1 protein-coding gene is annotated in these 23803 nt (G+C 49.9%); it reads left to right on the forward strand.

Annotation, left to right across the window (positions count from 1 at the left end; genetic code table 11):
- Positions 1-72: 72 nt before the first annotated feature.
- Positions 73-23799 carry a non-ribosomal peptide synthase/polyketide synthase gene (locus ACUUJN_RS00420; RefSeq protein WP_484669141.1) on the forward strand — a complete coding sequence of 7909 codons (23727 nt, stop codon included), beginning with the start codon at positions 73-75 and terminating at the stop codon, positions 23797-23799.
- Positions 23800-23803: the final 4 nt, after the last annotated feature.

Raw genomic sequence — 23803 nt, forward strand, 5'->3', positions numbered from 1 at the left:
ACTGTCCTTTTGTCCTCCTGACTGCCAGGTGCAGCGGGAGGATATTCACATCATGGAATAGGAGTGAATGAGATGAATGACATGCAGTTATATGATTTAACAAATGCGCAGAAGCGTATATGGTATACCGAATTACTCTACCCAGATACGTCAGTGTCACAGCTTTCCGGTACAGCTAAGATGAAGGGGCACATCAATATTGCTGCCTTTATGCAGTCCATTAATTTGATTATCAAACAGTATGATGCGTTCCGCATCCGTATTACCTCAGTGGATGGAGTGCCTCAGCAGTACGTCGTTCCTTATGAAGAGAGACAGCTGGAGTGCCTGGATCTTAGCCACTATGAAAGTGTATCTGAGGTGGAAGCCTTACTTGAGCAACACAAAAGCAAGCCCCTGCCCCTGTTGGATTCTGAGCTCTTCCAGTTTTTAATTGTGAAGATTAGCGAGGAAGAGTATTGGATTAATATCAAGATGCACCATATTATTTCTGACGGAATATCAATGGTGGTCTATGGCAATCAGCTGACAGCATTTTACATGGAGTTAATTCAAGGAAATGAACCGAAGCTGGGCGACGATTGCTCGTATATTCAATATATTGCTGATGAGAATGCATACGAACTTTCTGACAGATACCAAAAGGATAAGGCTTACTGGCTGGATAAATTTTCTGATTTGCCTGAGCTTACGGGTTGGAAGTCATATAATCCGTTATCTTTAAGCACCCACGCCGTTCGGGAGCATTTTACCGTACCAGAAGTGCTATATCACGAGCTGCAAGCATTTTGCCAACAGAACAGGATTTCTTTGTTCCAGTTCTTCATGGGTGCGATGTATATCTACATACACAAAATGACGAATCAGCCGGATGTGGTGATTGGCACTTCGTTCGCTAACCGGGGGAACAAAAAAGAGAAGCAAAAGATAGGTATGTTTGTCAGCACCGCTGCTGCCAGAACATACGTCAAAAAGGATATGGATGTGTTGAGCTTCCTGCAGGATGTAGCCAGAGATCAGATGTCAGTCCTGCGGCATCAGAAGTATCCGTACAATCAGTTAATTCAGGATCTTAGAGAAATGCATGGTAACAAGGATATTCAGCGGCTTTTTGGCGTTTCAATGGAATATCGTCTTATCAATTGGGTTGATTTGGATGATGTGCGCATTTTGACGGATTATGATTTCTGCGGGGACGAAGTGAACGATTTCGTGCTTCATATCGTGGAGATCCTGGATGAAGGCGAACTGGTACTGGATGTCGATTATCGGACGGAGCTGTTTGAACGCAGTGAAGTTAAGGACATGGTTTCCCAGTTGCTTACGATCGCCGAGCAGATCATTCATTCACCTCAGCTTTCTATCGCAGAGGTAAACTTATTGGGTGAACCAGAAGAGCAATCCATTTTGGCTCTTTCGGAAGGCGCTGCAGTCGATTATCCACGTGAGAAGACCATCCATGGCTTATTCGAGGAACAAGCCGAGCGCACGCCAGATCACGTAGCCGTTCAGATGGACGAGCAGAGCATTACATACCTAGCTCTAAACGAGCAGGCTAACCAGCTTGCGAGATATTTGCGCTCCGAGGGAGTAGTTGCAGATACGCTCGTAGGGATTATGGCTGACCGTTCCTTGGAGATGGTCATTGGGATGTTGGCCATTTTGAAAGCAGGTGGTGCCTATGTACCGATTGACCCTGATTATCCCGAGGAACGTATTCATTATATGCTGGAGGATTCAGGGGTCCGTCTGTTGCTCACCCAAAGTCATCTATGGGAGAGCACCACTTTTGACGGAAAGCTTGTGAGTTTGGACGAAGCTACAACGTATACAGGAGATGCTTCCAATCTGGAGAGTATTTCGGGACCAAGCCATCTGGCCTATGTTATCTACACGTCGGGTACGACCGGCAAGCCAAAGGGCACGCTGATTGAACACAAAAATGTAGTTCGACTGCTCTTTAACGATAAAAATCTATTTGATTTCAGCTCTCAGGATACGTGGACGCTATTCCATTCGTTCTGTTTCGATTTCTCCGTTTGGGAGATGTACGGAGCGCTTCTTTACGGAGGGAAATTGGTGATTGTTCCATCTCTCACAGCCAAGAGCCCAGCAGCTTTCCTGGAGTTGTTGAAAGACAACCAAGTCACCATTTTAAATCAGACGCCAACGTATTTTTATCAGGTGCTACAGGAAGAGTTAACGCACTCTTCGACAGAGCTTGGCCTTAGAAAAATCATTTTTGGTGGAGAGGCCTTAAGTCCATCTCTTCTGAGAAACTGGCGGGTCAAGTATCCTGATGTGCAGCTGATTAATATGTACGGAATTACGGAAACAACAGTCCATGTCACCTACAAGGAAATCACGGAACATGAGATTGAAGCGGGGAAAAGCAATATTGGCAGAACGATCCCCACACTTAGCGCTTATATTCTCGATGAGCAAAGACGGCTGCAGCCTGTTGGGGTTCCGGGAGAGCTATACATTGCAGGGGACGGTCTTGCCCGTGGGTATTTGAATCGGCCGGATTTGACGTCTGAGAAATTCGTTGAGCATCCGTATCGGGCGGGAGAGCGGCTGTACCGAACTGGGGATCTTGCTCGTTGGTTGCCTGATGGCAATATTGAATATTTGGGACGGATCGACCATCAGGTCAAAATTCGCGGCTACCGAATTGAGCTTGGCGAGGTAGAAGCCCAAATTCTCAAGGCTCCGAACGTACGAGAAACGATTGTCCTCGCACGGGATGACGAACAGGGCCAAAAATTGCTGTGCGCCTACTATGTAGCCTCCAGTGATCTTTCGCCGGGGGAATTGCGGTCTCAGCTGGCAGCGGAACTCCCCGCTTACATGATTCCTTCTTATTTTGTCCGGCTGGAGCAAATGCCGCTTACGCCAAATGGCAAACTGGATCGCCGTGCGTTGCCGGCTCCTGAAAGCAGCGTACAATCCGGCGAGGCTTATTTGGCTCCGAGAACTGCTGTGGAAGCTCAGATGGTACTCATCTGGCAAGATATCTTGGGAGTTGCCCGCGTCGGTGTCAGAGATAATTTCTTTGAAATTGGTGGTCACTCTTTGCGGGCAACAGTGCTCGTTTCACGGATTCACAAAGAATTGGGATGTAGCATTTCGCTGCGTGAGGTGTTTCAGTCACCTACGGTCGAATCCTTGGCGCAACTTGTGAAAAAACACATTCCGACCCTGTACGAATCCATCCCGCGGGCAGCGGAAAGCGAAGCTTACCCAGTGTCCTCAGCGCAAAAGCGGTTATACGTGCTGAGACAGATGGACGGGGGAGAGCTTAGCTACAATATGCCAGGGGTCTTCACAGTGGATGGACCATTGGATCGCACGCGGCTGGAGTCCGCGTTCCAGGCACTGATCCAGCGTCATGAATCCCTGAGAACCGGCTTTTATATGCAGGATGGAGAGCTTGTTCAGCGTGTGCATAGGAATGTGCCGTTCGCGTTGAACTACACAGAGGCTTCGGTGGAGGAGACGGATACGCTCATTCACAGCTTTATTCGTGCCTTTGATCTGAGCCAGGCTCCATTACTGCGTGTTAGCTTGGTGAAGCTCCAGGAGGAGCGTCATCTGTTGCTGTTTGATATGCATCACATCATTTCAGATGGGGTTTCTATTCAAATATTGATACAGGAACTTACTCATTTGTATCAAGGAGAACAGCTACCAGAGCTGCACATCCAATACAAGGATTATGCCGTATGGCAACGGGAACAGTCAGAGAATCAATGGCAAGATCTTGAGAAATATTGGCTGCAATCCTTTGAAGGAGAGTTGCCGGTATTGGATTTGCCTACAGACTTCCAACGACCTTCGGTTCGGAGCTTCGAGGGTAGCCGAATTGATTTTACATTGGATGAGTCTGGAAATAAGGCGATACAAGAGCTTGCATCCCGTACAGGTACTACACTGTATATGGTATTGCTGGCCGCTTATTCGGTACTACTGCACAAATATACAGGACAAGAGGACATCGTCGTAGGTTCTCCAGTAGCCGGAAGACCGCAGGCTGAGCTTGAGGGCATCATCGGAATGTTTGTCAACACACTGGCCTTGCGCAGCTACCCGGCAGGAGATAAAACCTTTCAGGATTATCTTCTGGAAATCAAGGAAACGGCGCTCAAGGCGTTTGAGCATCAGGATTACCCTTTTGAAAAATTGGTCGAAAAGCTGGGCGTAGGACGTGATGTCAGCCGCAATCCGCTCTTTGACACCTTATTGGTATTACAAAATACCGAGCAGGAAGAGCAGGATATGGACGGAGTGCACTTTACTCCTTACTTGATGGACACCGTCACAGCCAAGTTTGACCTGTCCCTCAATGTAGAGGAGAAGGGATCAAAATTAGCCTTTGGCCTCGAGTATAGTACGGCTTTATATCGGCGTGAAAGTGTAGAGCGACTTGCAACGCACTTGCTCCGGGTTCTGCATGCAGTCTCGGCCAATCCTCAGTTGCAACTGGCCGAGATTGAAATGATCACACCGGAGGAGAAAGTACAAATCGTTGAAGTATTTAACGCGACATCGGCTCCTTATCCAAGGGACAAGACCATTCATGAGCTGTTCGCAGAACAAGTCAAGCGTACACCAGAGCAGACGGCGCTTGTATTCGGCGATGTCCAGCTAACGTACCTTGAATTGCAAGACAAGGCGAGCCGACTGGCCCAAACACTGCGTCGTTTGGGAACGTTGAGGGAGCAGCCTGTGGCCGTGATGGGGGGACGAAGCATCGAGATGGTCATTGGTATGCTCGCGGTGCTTCAGGCAGGTGGAGCCTATGTGCCGATTGATCCTGATTACCCGGAAGATCGGGTTCGTTATATGCTTGATGATTCCGACGCCAAGCTATTATTGGTGCAAAAGGGCGAGCTTATAAGTGTAGACTACGGTATACCGATTGTCGATCTTAGCAGTGAAGAGGCTTATGCTGCTGAGCCTGCCCAGCCGGAGACGGCTCAGGGATCGCAGGGGCTTGCTTATGTCATCTATACATCGGGTACGACGGGGAGACCGAAGGGCGTTATGGTTGAACACCGGAACGTGGTCCGTCTGGTCAAAGAGACCAATTATGTGGAGCTGAATGAATCCACACGAATTTTGCAAACAGGAGCCGTAGCCTTTGATGCTTCTACATTTGAGATATGGGGAGCGTTGCTTAACGGTGGGCAGCTCTATTTTGTAGAGAATGACGACATTCTGATTGCTGATAGGCTCAAAGCGGCTATTGCCAAGTACGGGATTACAACATTGTGGCTTACGTCACCCCTTTTCAATCAGCTTTCCCTGCAGGATGAGTACCTGTTCAGAGGGCTAAAAGCATTGTTAGTCGGCGGTGACGTACTGTCTCTATCTCATATGAATCGTGTAATCGAGGCTAATCCTGATCTTGTCCCTATCAATTGCTATGGTCCGACAGAGAATACGACCTTCTCCACCACCTACAAGATTCCAGATCGTGCCGAAGGGGGTGTGCCGATTGGTCGCCCAATTAGTAATTCGACCGTTTATGTGGTCAATGGATCCCTGCAATTACAGCCTATTGGTGCTTGGGGTGAACTCATTGTCGGCGGTGAAGGTGTAGCGCGCGGATATCTCAATCGTCCTGATCTCACAGCAGAGAAATTTGTTCCTAGTCCTGTGAAGGACGGAGAACCCTGCTACCGAACTGGGGATTTAGTACGCTGGCTTCCAGATGGTAATTTGGAGTTTAAAGGAAGAATTGATGAGCAGGTCAAAATACGTGGTTACCGCATCGAACTCCCTGAAATCGAGGCCCAACTGGCCAAGGTGGAGTCGGTAATCGACGCCGTAGTGGTCGTTCGCGCGGACGAGCTTGGCGAGAAGCAGCTTTGCGCTTATTATGTGGCGGATCGTACGCTCACGGCAGGCGAAGTACGTCTTTCCCTATCGCAGGTACTTCCAGGCTATATGATTCCATCCTACTTTATCCAGATGGATCGTATGCCATTAACATCAAACGGAAAGGTGGACCGCAGGTCTCTGCCGGCTCCTCAAGTAGGCGCGCATACAGGACGGAAGTATACAGCTCCTCGTACACCGGCTGAGGAAGCTTTGGCATCTGTCTGGCAAGGGGTGCTGGGTGCCGAACAGGTGGGTATCCATGATAATTTCTTTGAATTGGGTGGAGACTCCATAAAAGCTATTCAGGTGTCGTCACGGTTACTGCAGGCCGGCTATCGGTTAGAGATGAAGCAGCTGTTCAAATCGCCAACCATTGCCGAGCTAGGCGCTGAAATACAAACGGCTGTGCATATGGCTGAACAGGGAGTTGTGCGTGGAACGACTCGCTTGACTCCAGTCCAACAGTGGTTCTTTGGACGGAAGCAGGCAGAGCCTCATCACTTCAATCAAGCGGTTATGCTGTATCGTGAACAGGGATTTGAGGAAAAGGCCTTGCATCAGGTGCTAAGAAAACTCGCTGAGCATCATGACGCCCTTCGCATGGTTTTCCGTCAGACAGAGCATGGCTACGAAGCTTGGAATCGTGATCTTGAAGAAGGAGAGCTTTATAGCCTGTTCACCGCTGATTTACGGAATGAATCCGATCCGGCTGCAGCCATTACATCGCTGTCGGATGACATTCAGCGCAGTATCAATCTGGCAGAAGGTCCGCTGCTGAAGTTAGGACTTTTCCATTGTCAGGATGGAGACCATCTTCTGATCGTGATCCACCATTTGGTGGTGGACGGAGTATCCTGGCGGATTTTGTTCGAGGATATTGCAGCAGGCTATGAGCAGGTGATTCAAGGACAAGCGCTGACATTCCCGCAGAAGACGGATTCCTTCCGTGACTGGGGAGACGCCCTTGCTCGTTATTCGGAAGGTCCTGAAATGGAGACTCATCGGGAGTATTGGAGGGAGCTGGAGAATCAGCCACTCGAACAGTTGCCGAAGGATGAGGCTGTGGAAAGCCTTCTTTTACAGGATAGCAAAGTAATAACAGCACAATGGACTATAGAAGAAACCGACCAATTGTTGAGAAAAGCCCATCGTGCTTATCAAACAGAGACGAATGATCTGCTATTGACTGCTCTGGGCATGGCGGTATCCAAATGGTCTGGCATCGGAAAGGTTGCTGTGAATCTGGAAGGACACGGTCGTGAGCCGATTATACCGAATATCGACATCACCCGTACCGTCGGCTGGTTTACAAGTCAATATCCGGTGATTTTAGACTTGGGGGATAACCCGGAAGTGGCCTCCTTGATCAAGTCTGTGAAAGAAGGGCTGCGCCGAATTCCGAACAAAGGTATTGGCTACGGGTTGCTTAAAACGATGGCAAGTCAGTTGGATGAAGACAGCTTCAGCTTGCAGCCTGAGATTTCTTTTAACTATTTGGGGCAATTTGATCAGGATTTGCAAGGCAGCTCGTTGCAGATTTCTCCTTATCCGACCGGAAGCGCCCAAAGCTTGTTGGAGGAACCAGCCTATACGCTAGATATCAATGGCATGGTGACGGACGGAGCCCTGACTCTGACGATTACTTATAACGGAAAACAGTATAAGTTATCTACGATGGAACAGCTCGCTGGATATATTGAAGAAAGCCTGCGAGAGCTTCTCCAGCATTGCGTAACCCAAGAAAAAACCGTATTGACACCAAGCGACGTGCTTGCGAAGGGTCTAAGCATTGCCGATCTGGAGGAGCTTTCTAAGCAGACCAGCCACATAGGCGATATTGAGAATGTATATAGTCTGACGCCGATGCAGAAGGGCATGCTGTTCCATGATATGTTTGAGCCGCATACAGGTGCTTATTTTGAGCAGGCTGCCTTTGACTTTAAGGGTAGCTTTGATCCGACTGCATTCGGACACAGTCTGGATGCCGTGGTGGAGCGTCATGCCATCCTGCGCACGAACTTTTACAGCGGATGGGGCAGCGAGCCTTTGCAGGTTGTATTTCGACACAGAGGCGCTAAATTGGTGTACGAAGACCTGCGTGAGATGAATGCATCGCAGCGCGAAGCTTACCTGAAGACATTTGGTGCTAAGGACAAAGCACAGGGCTTCAACCTAGCTGAAGACGAGCTTCTCCGTGTATCAATTTTACAAACAGATGAAGAGAGCTTCCGCCTCTTATGGAGCTTTCACCACATCGTCATGGATGGCTGGTGTGTTCCGTTAATTACGCAGGAGGTATTTGAACACTATTTTGCCCTCCTGGAAGGAAGAGAGCCGCAGCTGGCAGAGGTCCATCCGTACAGTCGATATATCGAATGGCTGGAACAGCAGGATGAAGCAGTTGCGTCCAACTATTGGAGCCGATATCTGGCCGGTTACGAGCAGCAGACGCTTTTACCTCAAGTCGGTGGAGCAAGTAAGGGAGAAGGCTATGTAGCAGAAAAGCTGAATTATCCTCTCAGCAGGGAATTGACTGAGCGCCTTGAAAAGGTGGCCAGGGATGCTCATGTCACGATGAATATATTGCTGCAGTCCCTCTGGGGCATTGCGCTTCAACGCTACAACGGTAGCCGGGATGTCGTGTACGGAAGTGTAGTATCAGGCCGACCAGCAGAAATTCCGGGCATTGACCGGATGATCGGTTTGTTCATCAATACGATTCCCGTTCGTGTGAAGACAGAGGAGAATCTCCCCTTCACCGTTCTGATGAAGCAGCAGCAGGAACAATATATGGCTTCTCATATGTATGACACCTACCCGTTGTTTGAGATTCAGGCTCAGACGGATCAGAAGCAGGATCTAATCTCCCATATTATGGTGTTTGAGAACTATCCTGTGGAGGAGGAGGTAGAGCGTCTGGGTGGTGGCGAGGCTGCCTTTGAGATTGAGGAAGCGGAGCTTCTTGAGCAAACGAATTATGATTTTAATTTAATTGTCCTCCCTGGCGAAGAGATGAGATTGCTGTTCCAGTACAATGCACTTGTTTATGACCAAGTGACAATTGGGCAAATCAAGGGCCATCTGGTTCACCTTATGGAACAAATTGTAGAGAACCCTGCTATTTCCGTGGATGCACTAGAATTAGTCACGCCGCAGGAGAGAGAACAGATTCTGAACGTATGGGGAAATACAAAAGGCATTTACGAGCACTGTAACACGTTCCACGGGCTGTTGGAGGAACAGGCGGGACGAACGCCGGATGCGACTGCCATTTGGTTCGAGGACGAGAGTCTGACCTATGCCGAGCTCAATGCAAAAGCCAATGGACTGGCCAGAAGGCTCCGTACTCAGGGAATCAAGACGGGAGATCTGGTGGGACTGATTGCTGAACGGTCGCTCGAAATGATCGTTGGGATCTACGGCATTATGAAAGCCGGGGGTGCCTATGTTCCAATCGATCCAGAGTATCCGAAAGAACGAATCAGTTACATGCTTGAAGATTCCGGGGCGAAGCTAATCCTTACACAGGCCCATTTCTTGGAGCATCTCGGATGGACGGAAAATGTTTTGCTGCTGGATGAATCATCGACCTATGATGCCGACACCTCGAATTTGGAGGATACTGCTGGCCCGGATGATCTGGCTTACGTGATCTATACTTCAGGTACGACCGGTCAGCCTAAGGGCGTATTAGTCGAGCATCGGGGACTACCAAATCTTTCAGACGTATATGGGGCACACTTCGAAGTTACACCGCAGGATCGGATCGTTCAGTTTGCAAGCCTGTCGTTTGATGCATCGGTTTCGGAAATTTTAACGGCGCTGAGCCATGGGGGTGTTCTGTGCATCCCTTCTACAGAAGATATTTTAGATCATGCCCTGTTCGAGCAGTTCATGAACGATAAGGGGATTACGGTAGCGACTTTGCCACCCGCTTACGCTATCCACCTTGATCCAGAGCGTTTGCCAACACTGCGGTGCCTGCTAACCGCTGGATCGGCCGCATCGGTCGAGTTGATCGAAGAGTGGAGGAAGCATGTACGTTACTCTAATGGCTATGGCCCAACGGAGGACTCCGTATGCACCACAATCTGGTCTGTCCCGGACAGTGAGGAAGCAACGGATATTGTATCTATTGGACGACCTATTGCTAACCATAGTGTGTACATCTTGGATGACCATTTTAGATTGCAACCTGTCGGTGTAGCTGGAGAGCTATGCATTTCGAGTATCGGATTAGCACGGGGGTATCATAATCGGCCTGAGTTAATGGATGAGAAGTTCGTGGACAATCCGTTTGCTCCAGGAGAGCGTATGTATCGGACGGGTGATCTGGTTCGCTGGTTACCGAATGGAACCATCGAGTACTTAGGCCGAATAGATCACCAAGTCAAAATCCGCGGCTACCGTATCGAGCTAGGCGAGGTAGAAGCACAAATGCTCAGAGTGCCGTCCGTTCAGGAAGTCGTAGCCTTGGCTGTAGAGGGCGAAGACGGCTACAAAGATCTAGTTGCTTATTTCGTAGCTGCTCAGAAACTTGAGGTATCCGAGCTTCGGGCCGTCCTGTCGGAGATATTACCTGGATATATGATCCCTTCCCGCTTCATACAACTGGAGGATATGCCTCTGACGTCGAACGGAAAAATCGATCGAAAAGCGCTGCAGGGCGAGCGTGGATGGGCAGCGGCTTCATCTGAGGCTCCAAGGACACCTGTGGAAATTCAATTAGCCGAAATCTGGCAAGAGGTGCTGGGTGTAGAGAGCGCGGGAGTGAAGGATAATTTCTTCCATTTTGGAGGTCATTCACTGCGTGCAGCCCTGCTAGTCTCACGAATTCGCAAGGAAATGAATCGCGAGATTAGTCTGAGAGCAGTGTTCGAGTCTCCTACTATTGAAGGATTGGCTCGTGCCATTGAGGGCTATACACCGCTGAATTTCGAAGAAATTCCTACAGCGGGAGCGAGAGAGCATTATCCATTGTCCTCGGCCCAAAAACGACTGTTTATTCTAAGTCAGCTGGAAGGTGGAGAGCTGAGCTACAATATGCCGGGTATCCTTACCGTTGAGGGAGCTTTGGATCGGGAACGGCTAGAGCAGGCATTCCGTCGTCTAATTCATCGTCATGGTTCGCTGCGTACTCGTTTTGTGACCGTGAACGGTGAACCTGTACAGCAGCTCCTGACGGATGTTCCGTTTACTGTGGAATATGCGGAGTTGAGCGAGGAAGAGGCAGGAGCTACCCTTCAGCAGTTTGTCCGTCCTTTTGATTTAGGTGTAGCTCCATTGCTGCGGGTCGGCCTTATTCGAATTGCACATGAGCGCCATTTACTATTGTTTGACATGCATCATATTGTCTCAGATGGGGTTTCTATGAATATTCTCATAGAAGAGTTTCTCCGCTTCTACCAAGAGGAGGACGTATTCCCTGAACTACAGATCCAGTACACAGACTATGCTGTATGGCAGCAAGAGCAGCTCGGAAGCGAGCGTCTTAAGGCCCAGGAAGCTTACTGGCTGGATGCTTTCCGCGGAAGCTTGCCAGTGCTGGATTTGCCAGGGGATGAAGTTCGTCCTGCGGTGCGAAGCTTTGCGGGCGATCGAATCGACTTCCAAATTGATTCTTCTCTGAGTGCTTCACTTCAGGAGCTGGCTACCCGAACGGGTTCCACTCTGTTCATGGTACTGTTGGCAGCCTATACAGCGCTCTTGCACAAGTACACAGGTCAGGAAGATGTCATTGTCGGTTCACCTGTGGCAGGAAGATCCCATGCGACACTCGAAGGCCTCATCGGTATGTTCGTCGGCACAGTGGCACTTCGTACTTATCCAGAAGGAGAGAAGCCTTTCGAGGCTTATCTGCAGGAAGTGAAGGAAACAGCGCTGCGGGCCTATGAAAACCAGGATTACCCGTTCGAGGAGCTGGTAGAAAAGCTGGAGCTTCAGCGTGATTTGAGCCGTAACCCGCTATTTGATACCATGTTTGTCCTGCAAAATATCGAGCAGGGAGAACAAGAAATAGAAGGATTGCGCTTCACTCCTTACGATAATGTACATCCGGCTGCCAAGTTCGATCTCACGCTGACCGTGAGTGAAGCAGACGGGGTATTGAACTGCACGCTTGAGTACGCGACTGCGATCTACAAACAAGAGACTGCCCAGCGGATGGCAGGCCACTTTGTACAGCTTATTCGGGAAGCCGTCTCCAATCCGGGAATGCCGTTGTCATCCCTTGATATCGTGACACCTCAGGAAAAATCAAGGCTGATGAAAGCGCCGGACGAAGCCAAGGCAGATTATCCTCGCGACAAGACGATCCATGCGCTGTTCGAGGAACAGGCTGCACGTACTCCGAATGCGGTGGCAGTCGTATGTGAAAATGCAGCCCTGTCCTACAGCGAGCTGAACGAGCGGGCCAATGGACTTGCCAGAATGCTAAGGGAACGTGGTTTGCAACCAGACGGTTTGGCTGGAATTATGGCGGATCGTTCCCTTGAAATGGTGGTCGGGATTTTAGCCATCTTGAAGGCAGGCGGAGCCTATGTCCCTGTAGACCCTGAATATCCAGAGGACCGCATTCGCTTTATGCTTGAGGATTCGGGAGCCAAGCTACTGCTGACACAAGCGCATCTGGAGCAACGTGTCTCCTTCGCTGGGGACATCGTAAGTCTGGATAAAACGGCTTCCTATAAGGAAGATGTCTCAAACCTGCAGCCTGCAGCCGGACCGGAGCATCTTGCCTACGTCATCTACACATCGGGCACGACAGGCAAGCCAAAGGGAACGCTGATCGAGCATAAAAATGTAGTTCGCTTGCTCTTTAATGATAAAAATATGTTTGATTTTGGTCCTCAGGATACGTGGACACTGTTCCATTCATTCTGTTTTGACTTCTCTGTATGGGAAATGTACGGAGCATTGCTGAACGGAGGACGGTTGGTCATCGTTCCATCGCTTACCGCGAAGAGTCCAGATCGTTTCTTGCAATTGCTTAAGGATCAGAAGGTCACCGTTTTGAACCAGACACCGACGTACTTCTATCAGTTGCTACAGGAAGAGCTTGGTCATCAGGCGGCAGAACTGAGCCTCCGTATGATTATCTTCGGTGGGGAGGCATTAGCCCCGGCCCTGCTCAAGGAATGGAGAACGAAGTATCCGCAAGTACAACTCATTAACATGTACGGCATTACCGAAACGACCGTGCATGTAACCTACAAGGAAATTACAGAGTTGGAAATTGAACAGGGTCGCAGCAATATCGGCACCACGATTCCGACACTGCGGGCGTACATTTTGGATGAACAACGCCGTCCACAGCCGATTGGCATTCCAGGTGAACTTTATGTGGCGGGCGTAGGTCTGGCGCGAGGCTATCTGAACCGACCGGAATTGACGGAAGAGAAGTTTGTCGCTCATCCGTTTGAAGCGGGCGAGCGCATGTACCGCTCGGGTGACTTGGCACGCTGGTTGCCGGATGGAAGCATGGAGTATTTGGGACGGATTGACCATCAGGTAAAAATCCGTGGTTACCGTATTGAGCTGGGCGAAGTGGAAGCGAAGCTGCTCCATGCTCCGTCTGTAAGGGAGGCCGTTGTGCTCGCCCGGGAGGATGGAAGTGGACAAAAAGTGCTTGTCGGCTATTTCACTGCCGATCAGATGCTGACGGTAGGCGAGTTGAGAAAAGCCTTGGCTGCCGAACTGCCGACTTATATGATTCCATCTTACTTTATGCAATTGGAACAGATGCCTTTGACACCCAATGGCAAGCTGGATCGCAAAGCGCTTCCGGCTCCAGAGGCCAATGTGCAGACTGGGGCGGTTTATGAAGCGCCGAGAAACGCAGCTGAGGAAGCTTTGGCTTCCGTATGGCAAGGTGTGCTGGGAGCGCAGCAGGTCGGCATCCATGATCATTTCTTCGATCTGGGTGGTGACTCCATCAAGGCGATTCAAGTGTCCTCGAGATTGTTCCAAGCTGGATATAAATTAGAGATGAAGGATCTCTTCAAATATCCGACAATTGCCGAGCTAAGCCCGTATCTTCAGGCAGCTGGACGTATAGCGGAACAGGGCGAAATTAAAGGTGCAGCAGAGTTAATGCCAATTCAGCGTTGGTTCTTTGAACGCCATACAGCGGAGCCGCACCATTATAATCATGCCGTCATGCTCTATCGGAAAGACGGCTTTCATGAGGCTGCACTCCGGTTGACAATGGACCAAATTGCGATCCATCATGACGCGCTGCGCATGGTTTTCCGGCCTACAGAAGCTGGATACGCAGCTTGGAATCGGGGAACGGACGAAGGCGAGCTCTACACATTGGACATTGCCGATATGCGGCAGGCGGAAGACCAGACAGCTGCGGTTCAGGCCCAAGCCGATGCCATTCAGGCAAGCTTTGACTTGGAAGGTGGCCCACTGTTCAAGCTAGGCCTGTTCCATTGTGACGATGGCGATCATTTGTTGATTGTCATTCATCACCTCTTGGTTGACGGCGTATCCTGGCGCATCCTGTTTGAGGACATTGCAGCGGGGTACGAGCAGGCATGGAATGGACAAGCAATCGTCCTTCCACAAAAGACCGATTCGTATCTTGTATGGTCTGAGCAAGCGACGAAGTATGCAGCAGGGCCTGCTCTGGACAAGGAGCGTGCATACTGGCAGCTGATCGAGGAGGCGATTTTGGCTCCACTGCCGAAGGATGAGGATCAGAAGCCGGGCACCATTCGGGATACTGAATCGGTTACGGTAACGTGGTCTGCGCAGGAAACTGACCTGCTGTTGCGACAAGCGAACCGGGCGTATCATACGGAGACGAATGACTTGCTCTTGACTGCTCTGGGGGCAGCCATTCAGCGCTGGACAGGCATGGAGCAGATTCTGGTCAATCTTGAAGGACATGGACGGGAAATAATCGTACCAGACCTGGATATTACCCGTACCGTGGGTTGGTTCACAACCCAGTATCCAGTTCTGCTGAACCTGCAAGGCAGACAGGAAGTATCTGCGCGAATCAAGCGCATCAAGGAGAATTTGCGAGAGGTTCCGCATAAAGGAATCGGCTACGGTCTTCTGAAGTATATGGCACCGGAGAAAAGTGTCGGATTCGGCGTGGAGCCGGAAATTTCCTTCAATTATCTTGGGCAGTTTGATCAGGATTTGGAGGGTAATGCCCTTAGCCTATCCACACATTCAGTTGGTAAAGCGCTCAGCGATCTCACACCACAGCAATATGCTCTGGATGTGAATGGCATGATTGCCGAAGGCCAGCTATCACTGACGATTACGTACAGCAGCAGGCAGTATCGTAAGGAGACGGTGAGTCATTTTGCTGAATTATTACAGTCAAGCCTTAGTGAGGTCATCCGTCATTGTGTAGCTCAGGAGCGTACACAGCTTACACCAAGTGATGTTCTGTTCCAAGGATTAACATTGGAGCAGCTTGATCGACTCACGGCGCAGACGGCTCATATCGGAGAGATTGAGGATGTGTACAAGCTGACGCCAATGCAGAAGGGAATGCTGTTTCACAGCCTGCTGGAGCCGGACTCCTCTTCATACTTTGAACAGGCAACGTTTGAGCTGCGTGGTAGCTTCGATGTAGATATCTTCTTCGAGAGCTTCCAGGCTTTGGTGCAACGACATGCCATACTACGTACCGGCTTTTACAACAACATTGCTGATGTACCGCTGCAAGTTGTCTTTAAGCAACGGTTAATCCCTCTGCACTACGTAGATTTGCGCGACGCATCTATGCAGGAACAAGAAGCCCGAATCAAGGCTTATATTGCTGAAGATATGGTTAAGGGGTTCAGCTTGTCAGAAGATCCGCTGATGCGAGTGACCGTCTTGCAGAAGGATCAAAGCTGTCTTGTATTGTGGAGCTTCCACCATATTGTCATGGATGGCTGGTGTATCCCGATCATTACACAGGAGCTGTTCGATTATTATTCTGCCAAGAAACAGCAAATACAGCCTGTCCTGCCGCCAGCTCAGCCCTATAGTCGTTATATCGAGTGGCTTGATGCACAGGATGATCAAGAAGCTTCAACGTATTGGAGCCAATATCTCGAAGATTATGACGGGAATACTGTATTGCCGGAAGGTAAAACGAAATCTCAAGCCAAAGAGGCGGGCTATGTTCTGAATGAGCATGTTCTCCATCTGGGTGCATCCTTGACCGGTAAAATGGATGTTGTTGCGAAGCGCAATCACGTGACAGTCAACACACTCATGCAGACAGCTTGGGGACTGATTCTCCAACGTTATAATGCCAGCTCGGATGTCGTTTTCGGCGGCGTTGTGTCGGGTAGACCTGCTGAGATTGCAGGGATCGAAAATATGGTGGGTCTGTTCATTAATACAGTACCTATCCGTATACAGTCATCCAAAGACGAAGCCTTTGTCGAGGTGATGAAACGTACACAGGCACAGTCATTGGCTGGTCGTGCCTACGACACCTATCCACTGTATGAGATTCAGGGGAAAACAACCCAAAAGCAGGACCTGATTTCTCATATTATGATCTTTGAAAATTACCCGCTCGACGAGCAGGTGGAGCAATCGGGGAATCAAACGGAGGACAATCTCGAAGTCGCCAACTTCACCATGTTTGAACAAACCAACTATGACTTTAACCTGGTTGTAATCCCAGGCGAAGACATCAAGGTCTGCATTCGCTATAATGCTTCGGTTTACGAGCAAGAAAGCATTGCACGAATCGGAGGACACTTGTTGCAGATGCTCGACCAGGTGGCTGCTCGTCCGCAGGCGACGATACAGGAACTGGAGATTGTAACATCTGAGGAACGGATGAACCTGCTTGACTGGGGCGGCAAGGCCCATACCTATCCAAGTGATCAGGGGCTGCACACCTTGTTTGAGGAACAGGTGGTCCGTACGCCGGATAAGATTGCGGCAGTAAACGGCGACATCCAGATCACGTATCGGGAGCTGAACGAGCAGGCGAACAGACTAGCTTCCACCTTGATAGACCAAGGACTACGGAGTGAACAAGTGGTAGGTCTGTTGGCAGATCGGTCTGTAGAGCTGCTTGTCGCCATCATGGGTGTACTCAAAGCGGGTGGAGCCTATGTACCTATTGATCCTGAATATCCGCAGGAGCGGATTCAGTATATTCTGAAGGATTCTGGCGCTGAAATTCTGCTCACACAGAGCCACCTGACTAAGTTGGCCTCTTTTGAGGGAACGGTTATGGAATTGGATTCCCCGCACATCTACGGAACCGAGGTGGATAATCCCAATATTCCTGTTGGAGGAAACGATCTGGTGTACTTAATCTATACCTCGGGTACAACCGGAAATCCGAAGGGAACCATGATTAACCACAAAGGGATCGTGAACTACATCTGGTGGGCCAATAAGGTCTATTGTGCTGGGAAACCAACGGATTTCCCGTTGTATTCATCCATTTCGTTTGACTTGACGATGACATCAATGTTTACTCCGTTAATAAACGGAGGAATAGTGCGGATTTATGATGGTATAGATAAAGCGGAGGTTGTTCAGCATATTTTGCGCGAAAATGCGGTCGATATTCTCAAGCTGACGCCAACGCATCTCAGTCTGATAAAAGACATGACCATTCCAGCGGAAAGTCGTATTCAGCAACTCATTGTGGGCGGAGAAAATCTGACCACACATTTGTCCAAAACGATTACCGACCTCTTTGGTGGCAACATCAAAATCTACAATGAATACGGTCCGACCGAAACCGTCGTCGGCTGCATGATTCACCTGTACGATCCTGCGAAGGATACACGGGAATCCGTACCGATTGGGTTGCCGTCCGACAACATATTCATCCATATTCTGGATGATCAGCTTCGTCTCGTACCGTTAGGCGTGGAGGGCGAAATGTACATCGCCGGGGACGGGGTAGCCCGTGGATATCTGAACCGTCCTGAGCTTACCGCAGATAAATTCATTAGAAATCCGTTCGCTTCGGAAGGAAATATGTATCGCACTGGGGATTTGGCTCGTCGCCTTCCTAATGGAGACATTGAGTACATTGGACGCATTGACCATCAAGTTAAAATACGGGGCTATCGTATTGAGCTTGGTGAGATTGAGGCCAAGCTGCTGGACATTCCACTTGTCGAGGAAGCTCTCGTTGTTGCGTGGGCAGATGCTCATGGGCAGAAATCGCTGTGTGCTTACTTCGTAGCTGATCGCGAAATGTCTGTCAGCGAGCTGAGAGACGAACTGTCTGCCGGACTGCCTGCATATATGATTCCGTCTTACTTCGTCCAACTGGACGTGATGCCTCTGACACCGAATGGCAAGCTGGATCGCAAGGCACTGCCTGAACCGAACTCGGGTATAAAGGCGGGAGCAGACTTTACCGCTCCGCGGACGGATGTGGAGAACATTTTGGCTTCAATCTGGCAAGGTGTACTCGGCGTGCCGCTTGTCGGCATACATGATAATTTCTTTGAGCTTGGAGGTGACTCGATCAAATCCATTCAAGTATCCTCAAGGCTTCTCCAAGCAGGCTATAAGCTTGAAATGAAGGATTTGTTCGGTTATCCGACAATTGCAGAGTTGGCGCAGCGCGTTAGTGTGGTCAGCCGAATTGCGGATCAAAGCGAGGTACACGGAGCGGTAAGACTGGGGCCTGCCCAGCACAGATTCTTCCATGAACAGTCTATGGATCTGCATCACTTTAATCAGTCGGTCATGTTGTACCGACGGGATGGCTTCAATACCGATGCGCTCGCCGAGGTTGTTCGGAAAATTGCAGAGCATCATGATGCTTTACGACTGGTGCTCCGCCAAGGAGAGCAGGGGTTGGAGGCCTGGAACCGGAGCGTGGGTGAGGGAGAACTCTATAGTCTCCAAATCCATGACCTGCGGGATGAAACAGACCCCGCTTCAGCGATAGAAGCAGGTGCGGAAGCCATTCAGCGTAGCATCTCTCTGGAGGATGGACCTCTCTTTAGACTGGGTCTGTTCCGCTGTGTGGAAGGCGAACATCTGTTGATCGTTATTCATCATCTGGCTGTGGATGGCGTATCCTGGCGTATTCTCTTTGAGGACCTGCAGGAAGGCTACGAGCAGGCAGTACGTGGAGAAGCGGTCAAGCTTCCACAGAAGACGGATTCGTACCGTGCATGGGTTGAGGGAATCACACAATTTGCAAACAGCCCGGCGGCTGAACAAGAACTCAGCTATTGGGCAGAGGTAGAGGGAGATGGCTTTGTCCCTCTTCCCAAAGACAAGGTAGACGGCGCTCTTCTCATCAAAGACAGTGAGGCTGTCACGGTGAGATGGTCACCAGAAGAGACAGAGCAGTTCCTGAAAGAAGCGAACCGCACTTACAATACGGAGGTTAACGATCTGCTCCTGACGGCTCTGGGTATGGCTGTTCACGAGTGGACGGGAATCGAACGTGTAGGCATCCTTCTGGAGGGACATGGGCGGGAGCCTATTGTGCCGGAACTGGATATTACTCGAACAATAGGCTGGTTTACAAGTCAATACCCTGTCGCCCTTGAGATGGGAGGGGAATTGGAGATCGGCGCCAGAATCAAGCACATTAAGGAAGGCTTGCGTCGTATCCCGAACAAAGGTGTCGGATATGGTATTTTGAAATATTTAAGCGGCGGTTCGGGTGTCTCCTCCTTCTCGGCTGAACCTGAGATTACCTTCAACTACTTGGGACAGTTCGACCAGGATCTTGCAGGAGGGACGATGGAAGTATCGCCTTACTCAGTAGGACCTGAGGTCAGTGAGCAGATGGTGCAGCATCAGACATTGAACATTAATGGACTGATTGCCGAAGGACAGCTTCAACTTTCGGTCAGCTATAACCGTCATCAGTTCCACGGGGAGTCTGTGGCTAAGTTTGTTGACATTCTGAAGAACCGTCTCAGCGAAGTCATTGGACATTGCGTAAGTAAGGAAAGAACAGAACTTACACCAAGCGATGTACTCCTCAAAGATATCAGCTTGGAAAAAATCGAGGAGTTAGAAGAGCAGACACGGCATATCGGCAGTATTGAAAATATGTATAAACTGACGCCGATGCAAAAAGGAATGTTGTTCCACAGCTTGCTGGAGCCTCATTCGGAAGTCTACTTTGAGCAGGCCAAGTTTGAAATTCAGGGAGCATTCTATCCTGAGGATTTCAAACGCAGCTTAAAATATCTGATGAAACGGCATGCCATATTGAGAACCAATTTCCATGCCGGGTGGGGCGATTTCCCTATTCAGATTGTGTTCAAAGAAAGAGCGTGTGACTTCGTATACGAGGATCTGCACGAGCTGGAAGCCGATGAAATTCAAGCGCGTCTTGCAGCTTATACTGCTCAGGACAAAGCAAGAGGCTTTAATCTTGCTGAAGAAGCATTGCTGCGTGTTGCTATTCTACGTACAGCAGAAGAGGCTTACCATTTGCTGTGGAGCTCTCATCACATCATTTTGGATGGCTGGTGTATGCCGCTTGTGCTCCAGGAAGTGTTTGAGACGTATGGGGTTCTGCGTGAGCAAAGGGAACCTGAGCTTCCTGCAGCTGTATCGTACAGCCAGTATATTCAATGGTTGGAGAAGCAAGGCGAGGAAGAGGCATCCTCTTACTGGAGAGGGTACCTGGAAGGCTACGAGCAGCAGACGAAGCTGCCACAAGCCATCACACAGCCATCGGCAAAAGCAGAAGCCTACGTGTCGGAGAAGCTGGTATTCACGTTGGATGCGGAACTGACCGATCGCCTGGAACAGGTGGCCAAACAGCATCAGGTGACGATGAATACGCTGATGCAAGCAGCCTGGGGAATCGTGCTGCAGCGCTACAATAGAAGCCAGGATATCGTCTTCGGAAGTGTGGTATCGGGAAGACCTGCCGAGATTCCGGGTATCGAAAGCATGATCGGTCTCTTCATTAATACAGTTCCGGTTCGGGTACAGGCCGAGGGAAGCGATTCGTTCTCCCATGTGATGAAAAGACAGCAGGAATTATATTTGGCAGGACATGCTTATGATTCCTATCCGCTCTATGAGATTCAAGCACAGAGCGAACAAAAGCAAGATTTGATTTCTCATATTATGGTGTTCGAAAATTACCCAGTAGAAGAGCATTTGGAAGAGAAAATTGCCAGTGAAGAGGCTGAATACAAAATTACGGATGTTCAGATGTTTGAACAGACGAATTATGATTTTAACCTCATTGTGCTGCCGGGTCGTAATCTGGAGTTCTTGTACCGTTACAATGCCCGCGTCTATGATCGGGAGAGCGTGGAACGAATTCAAGGACACTTGACGAGAATTCTGACAAGCGTTGCTGTTCAACCTGCTATCCGTATTGATGAGCTGGAGCTGATCACGCCAGAAGAGAAATCGCAGATTATAGAGGTGTGGGGCGATACAGCAGCTCCTTATCCGCGTGAGCAGACCCTTCACGGTATATTTGAGGAAAAAGCAGCACTCACACCGGATTGTACAGCACTTATTTACGGTGAAACGGAGCTTACCTATGGAGAACTTCATCAGCAGGCGAACCGCCTTGCACGTACGCTGCGTGCCCAAGGGGTCAGACCGGACCAACCAGTCGGCATCATGGTCGAGCGTTCGCTTGAGATGATCATTGGCATTCATGCCATTCTAAAAGCTGGCGGGGCCTATGTACCGATTGATCCGGAGTTCCCAGAAGATCGTATTCGCCACATGCTGGAGGATTCGGGAGCGAAGCTTCTGCTGACGAAGAACCATCTCAAAGATCGTTTTCCGTTCACTGGCACGATCCTGGCACTTGATGATCCGCAGGCGTATCATGCGGATAGCTCGAATCTGGAGCCAATTGCGGGGCCGGAGCATCTGGCGTATATCATTTACACGTCAGGTTCAACCGGCAAGCCGAAGGGCGTAATGATTGAACATCGCTCTGCCGTCCATACGCTGAGTCAGTTGGAAGCTGAATATCCGATGTTGGCAGGCGACCGTTTCCTGCTCAAAACGACATTCACCTTTGACTTCTCCGTGCCGGAGCTTTTCTGCTGGTTCTTTGGACAAGGGACTCTCGTGATCCTGCCACAAGGCGTGGACAAAGACCCGATGGCACTGCTAGAGGCCGTGGATACGAACCGTATCACGCATCTCAATTTGGTGCCGTCGATGCTCAGTGTGCTCGTTCAATACTTGAAAGAAAGCGGCACCCAAGGATTCCTTGCTCTGAAATATCTGTTTGCCTGCGGCGAGACGCTGCCTGCCAAACTTGTGGAAGAGTATTATAAAGTATCTCCTTACGCAGTACTGGAAAACATCTACGGTCCTACGGAAGCAGCCGTATATGCGACTCGGTATACAACGAACCTTGAGACTGCGGCCCTAACGCATGTGCCAATCGGCAAACCGTACGCTAACGTCCAAGTATGGATGATGGACAGCGCTTCTCAGGTATCACCTGTGGGGGTACCGGGAGAACTCTGCATTGCAGGCGAAGGGGTAGCGCGGGGGTATTTCAACCAGCCGGACCTGACGGCAGAGAAGTTCATTCCTCACCCGTACAAACCGGGAGCGCGAATTTACCGAACGGGCGATTTGGCCCGATGGCTGCCAGACGGGAATATTGAGTATTTGGGACGGATCGATCATCAGGTAAAAATCCGGGGTTACCGCATTGAGTTGGGAGAAGTGGAAGCACAAATTTTGAAAGTGCCATCTGTGCAGGAAGCGGTTGTTCTTGCACTGGCTGATTCTACTGGAAGTACTCAGCTTTGTGCATACTTTGTGGCCGAAGAGGGGCTTGCAGCCGGCGTACTACGCGAGGCACTGGCCAGCGAGCTGCCAAGCTACATGATTCCGACTGCTTTCGTACAGTTGGCACAAATGCCGCTGAATCCGAATGGCAAATTGGATCGCAAAGCGCTACCGGCACCGGAAACACTTCTGCGGAGCACAGCGGAGTATATCGCGCCGCGTACGCAGACAGAAGTAGAGCTCGCTCAAATTTGGTCCGAGGTGCTCGGCGTACAGGAAATCGGGATCAGGGATCATTTCTTCGAACTTGGGGGCCATTCCCTGAAAGTATTGGGCTTGATCCAAAGGATCTCGTCCGGTATGGGCGTCCAGCTCCCACTCCAAGTCGTGTTTAATCTGCCGACTGTGGAAGAAATGGCGCATGAAATTTCCAAGCTGCAGGCAACAACTGCTGCTAATGAAGAGGAAATGGAAATTATCCGCTTCCCAGGGAAAGGAACGCTCAAAGTGTTTTGCTTCCCTCCACGGGTAGGCCACTCTCTGGGGTACTATGAGATGGCCAAGGAGCTGGAAGGGCTTTGCGAGGTGTACGGGATGGAATTTATCGGCGATCGTTTCCAGGGTCAAGATATGCTGGATCGATACATCGATGCCATCGTGGATATTCAAGCAGAGGGTCCGTATATATTCCTGGGATACTCACTTGGAGGAAATCTCGCCTTCGAGGTAGCTAAAGCCATGGAAAGCCGAGGTCACCATGTTAGCGACCTTATTATGGTAGATGCTATGAGAAAGATGTCCAAGGATGAATCGACACCGGAGGAGCTTGAAGAGATTGTCGAGATGGTACTGGACAGCATTAGGGACCAGTACAAAGCGTTCCTCGCCGATCCAGTGGACAGGGAGCGAGTCATGGACAAAATGTTGGTTTACTCCGTCTACCGCGATGAGCTTATTAACTCAGGTGAAGTTCATGCGAATATCCATGCTCTAATTGCAGAGGATGATAGTATTGGTCCGGATACATCATTAGATAAATTGTTATGGCAACAGGCGACACTTGGTCAATACAAAGAATACGAAGTCATCGGAACGCATGATGTGCTGCTTGATTCCGGTTTTATTGGGGAAAATGCTAAAGTACTGAGACAGATACTTGGCAAGGTCACAGAGGCCTCATCTAAAAACAAGCCCATTTTGTTCTAAGCTC

It is taken from the genome of Paenibacillus sp. LRG-1, assembly GCF_057220305.1.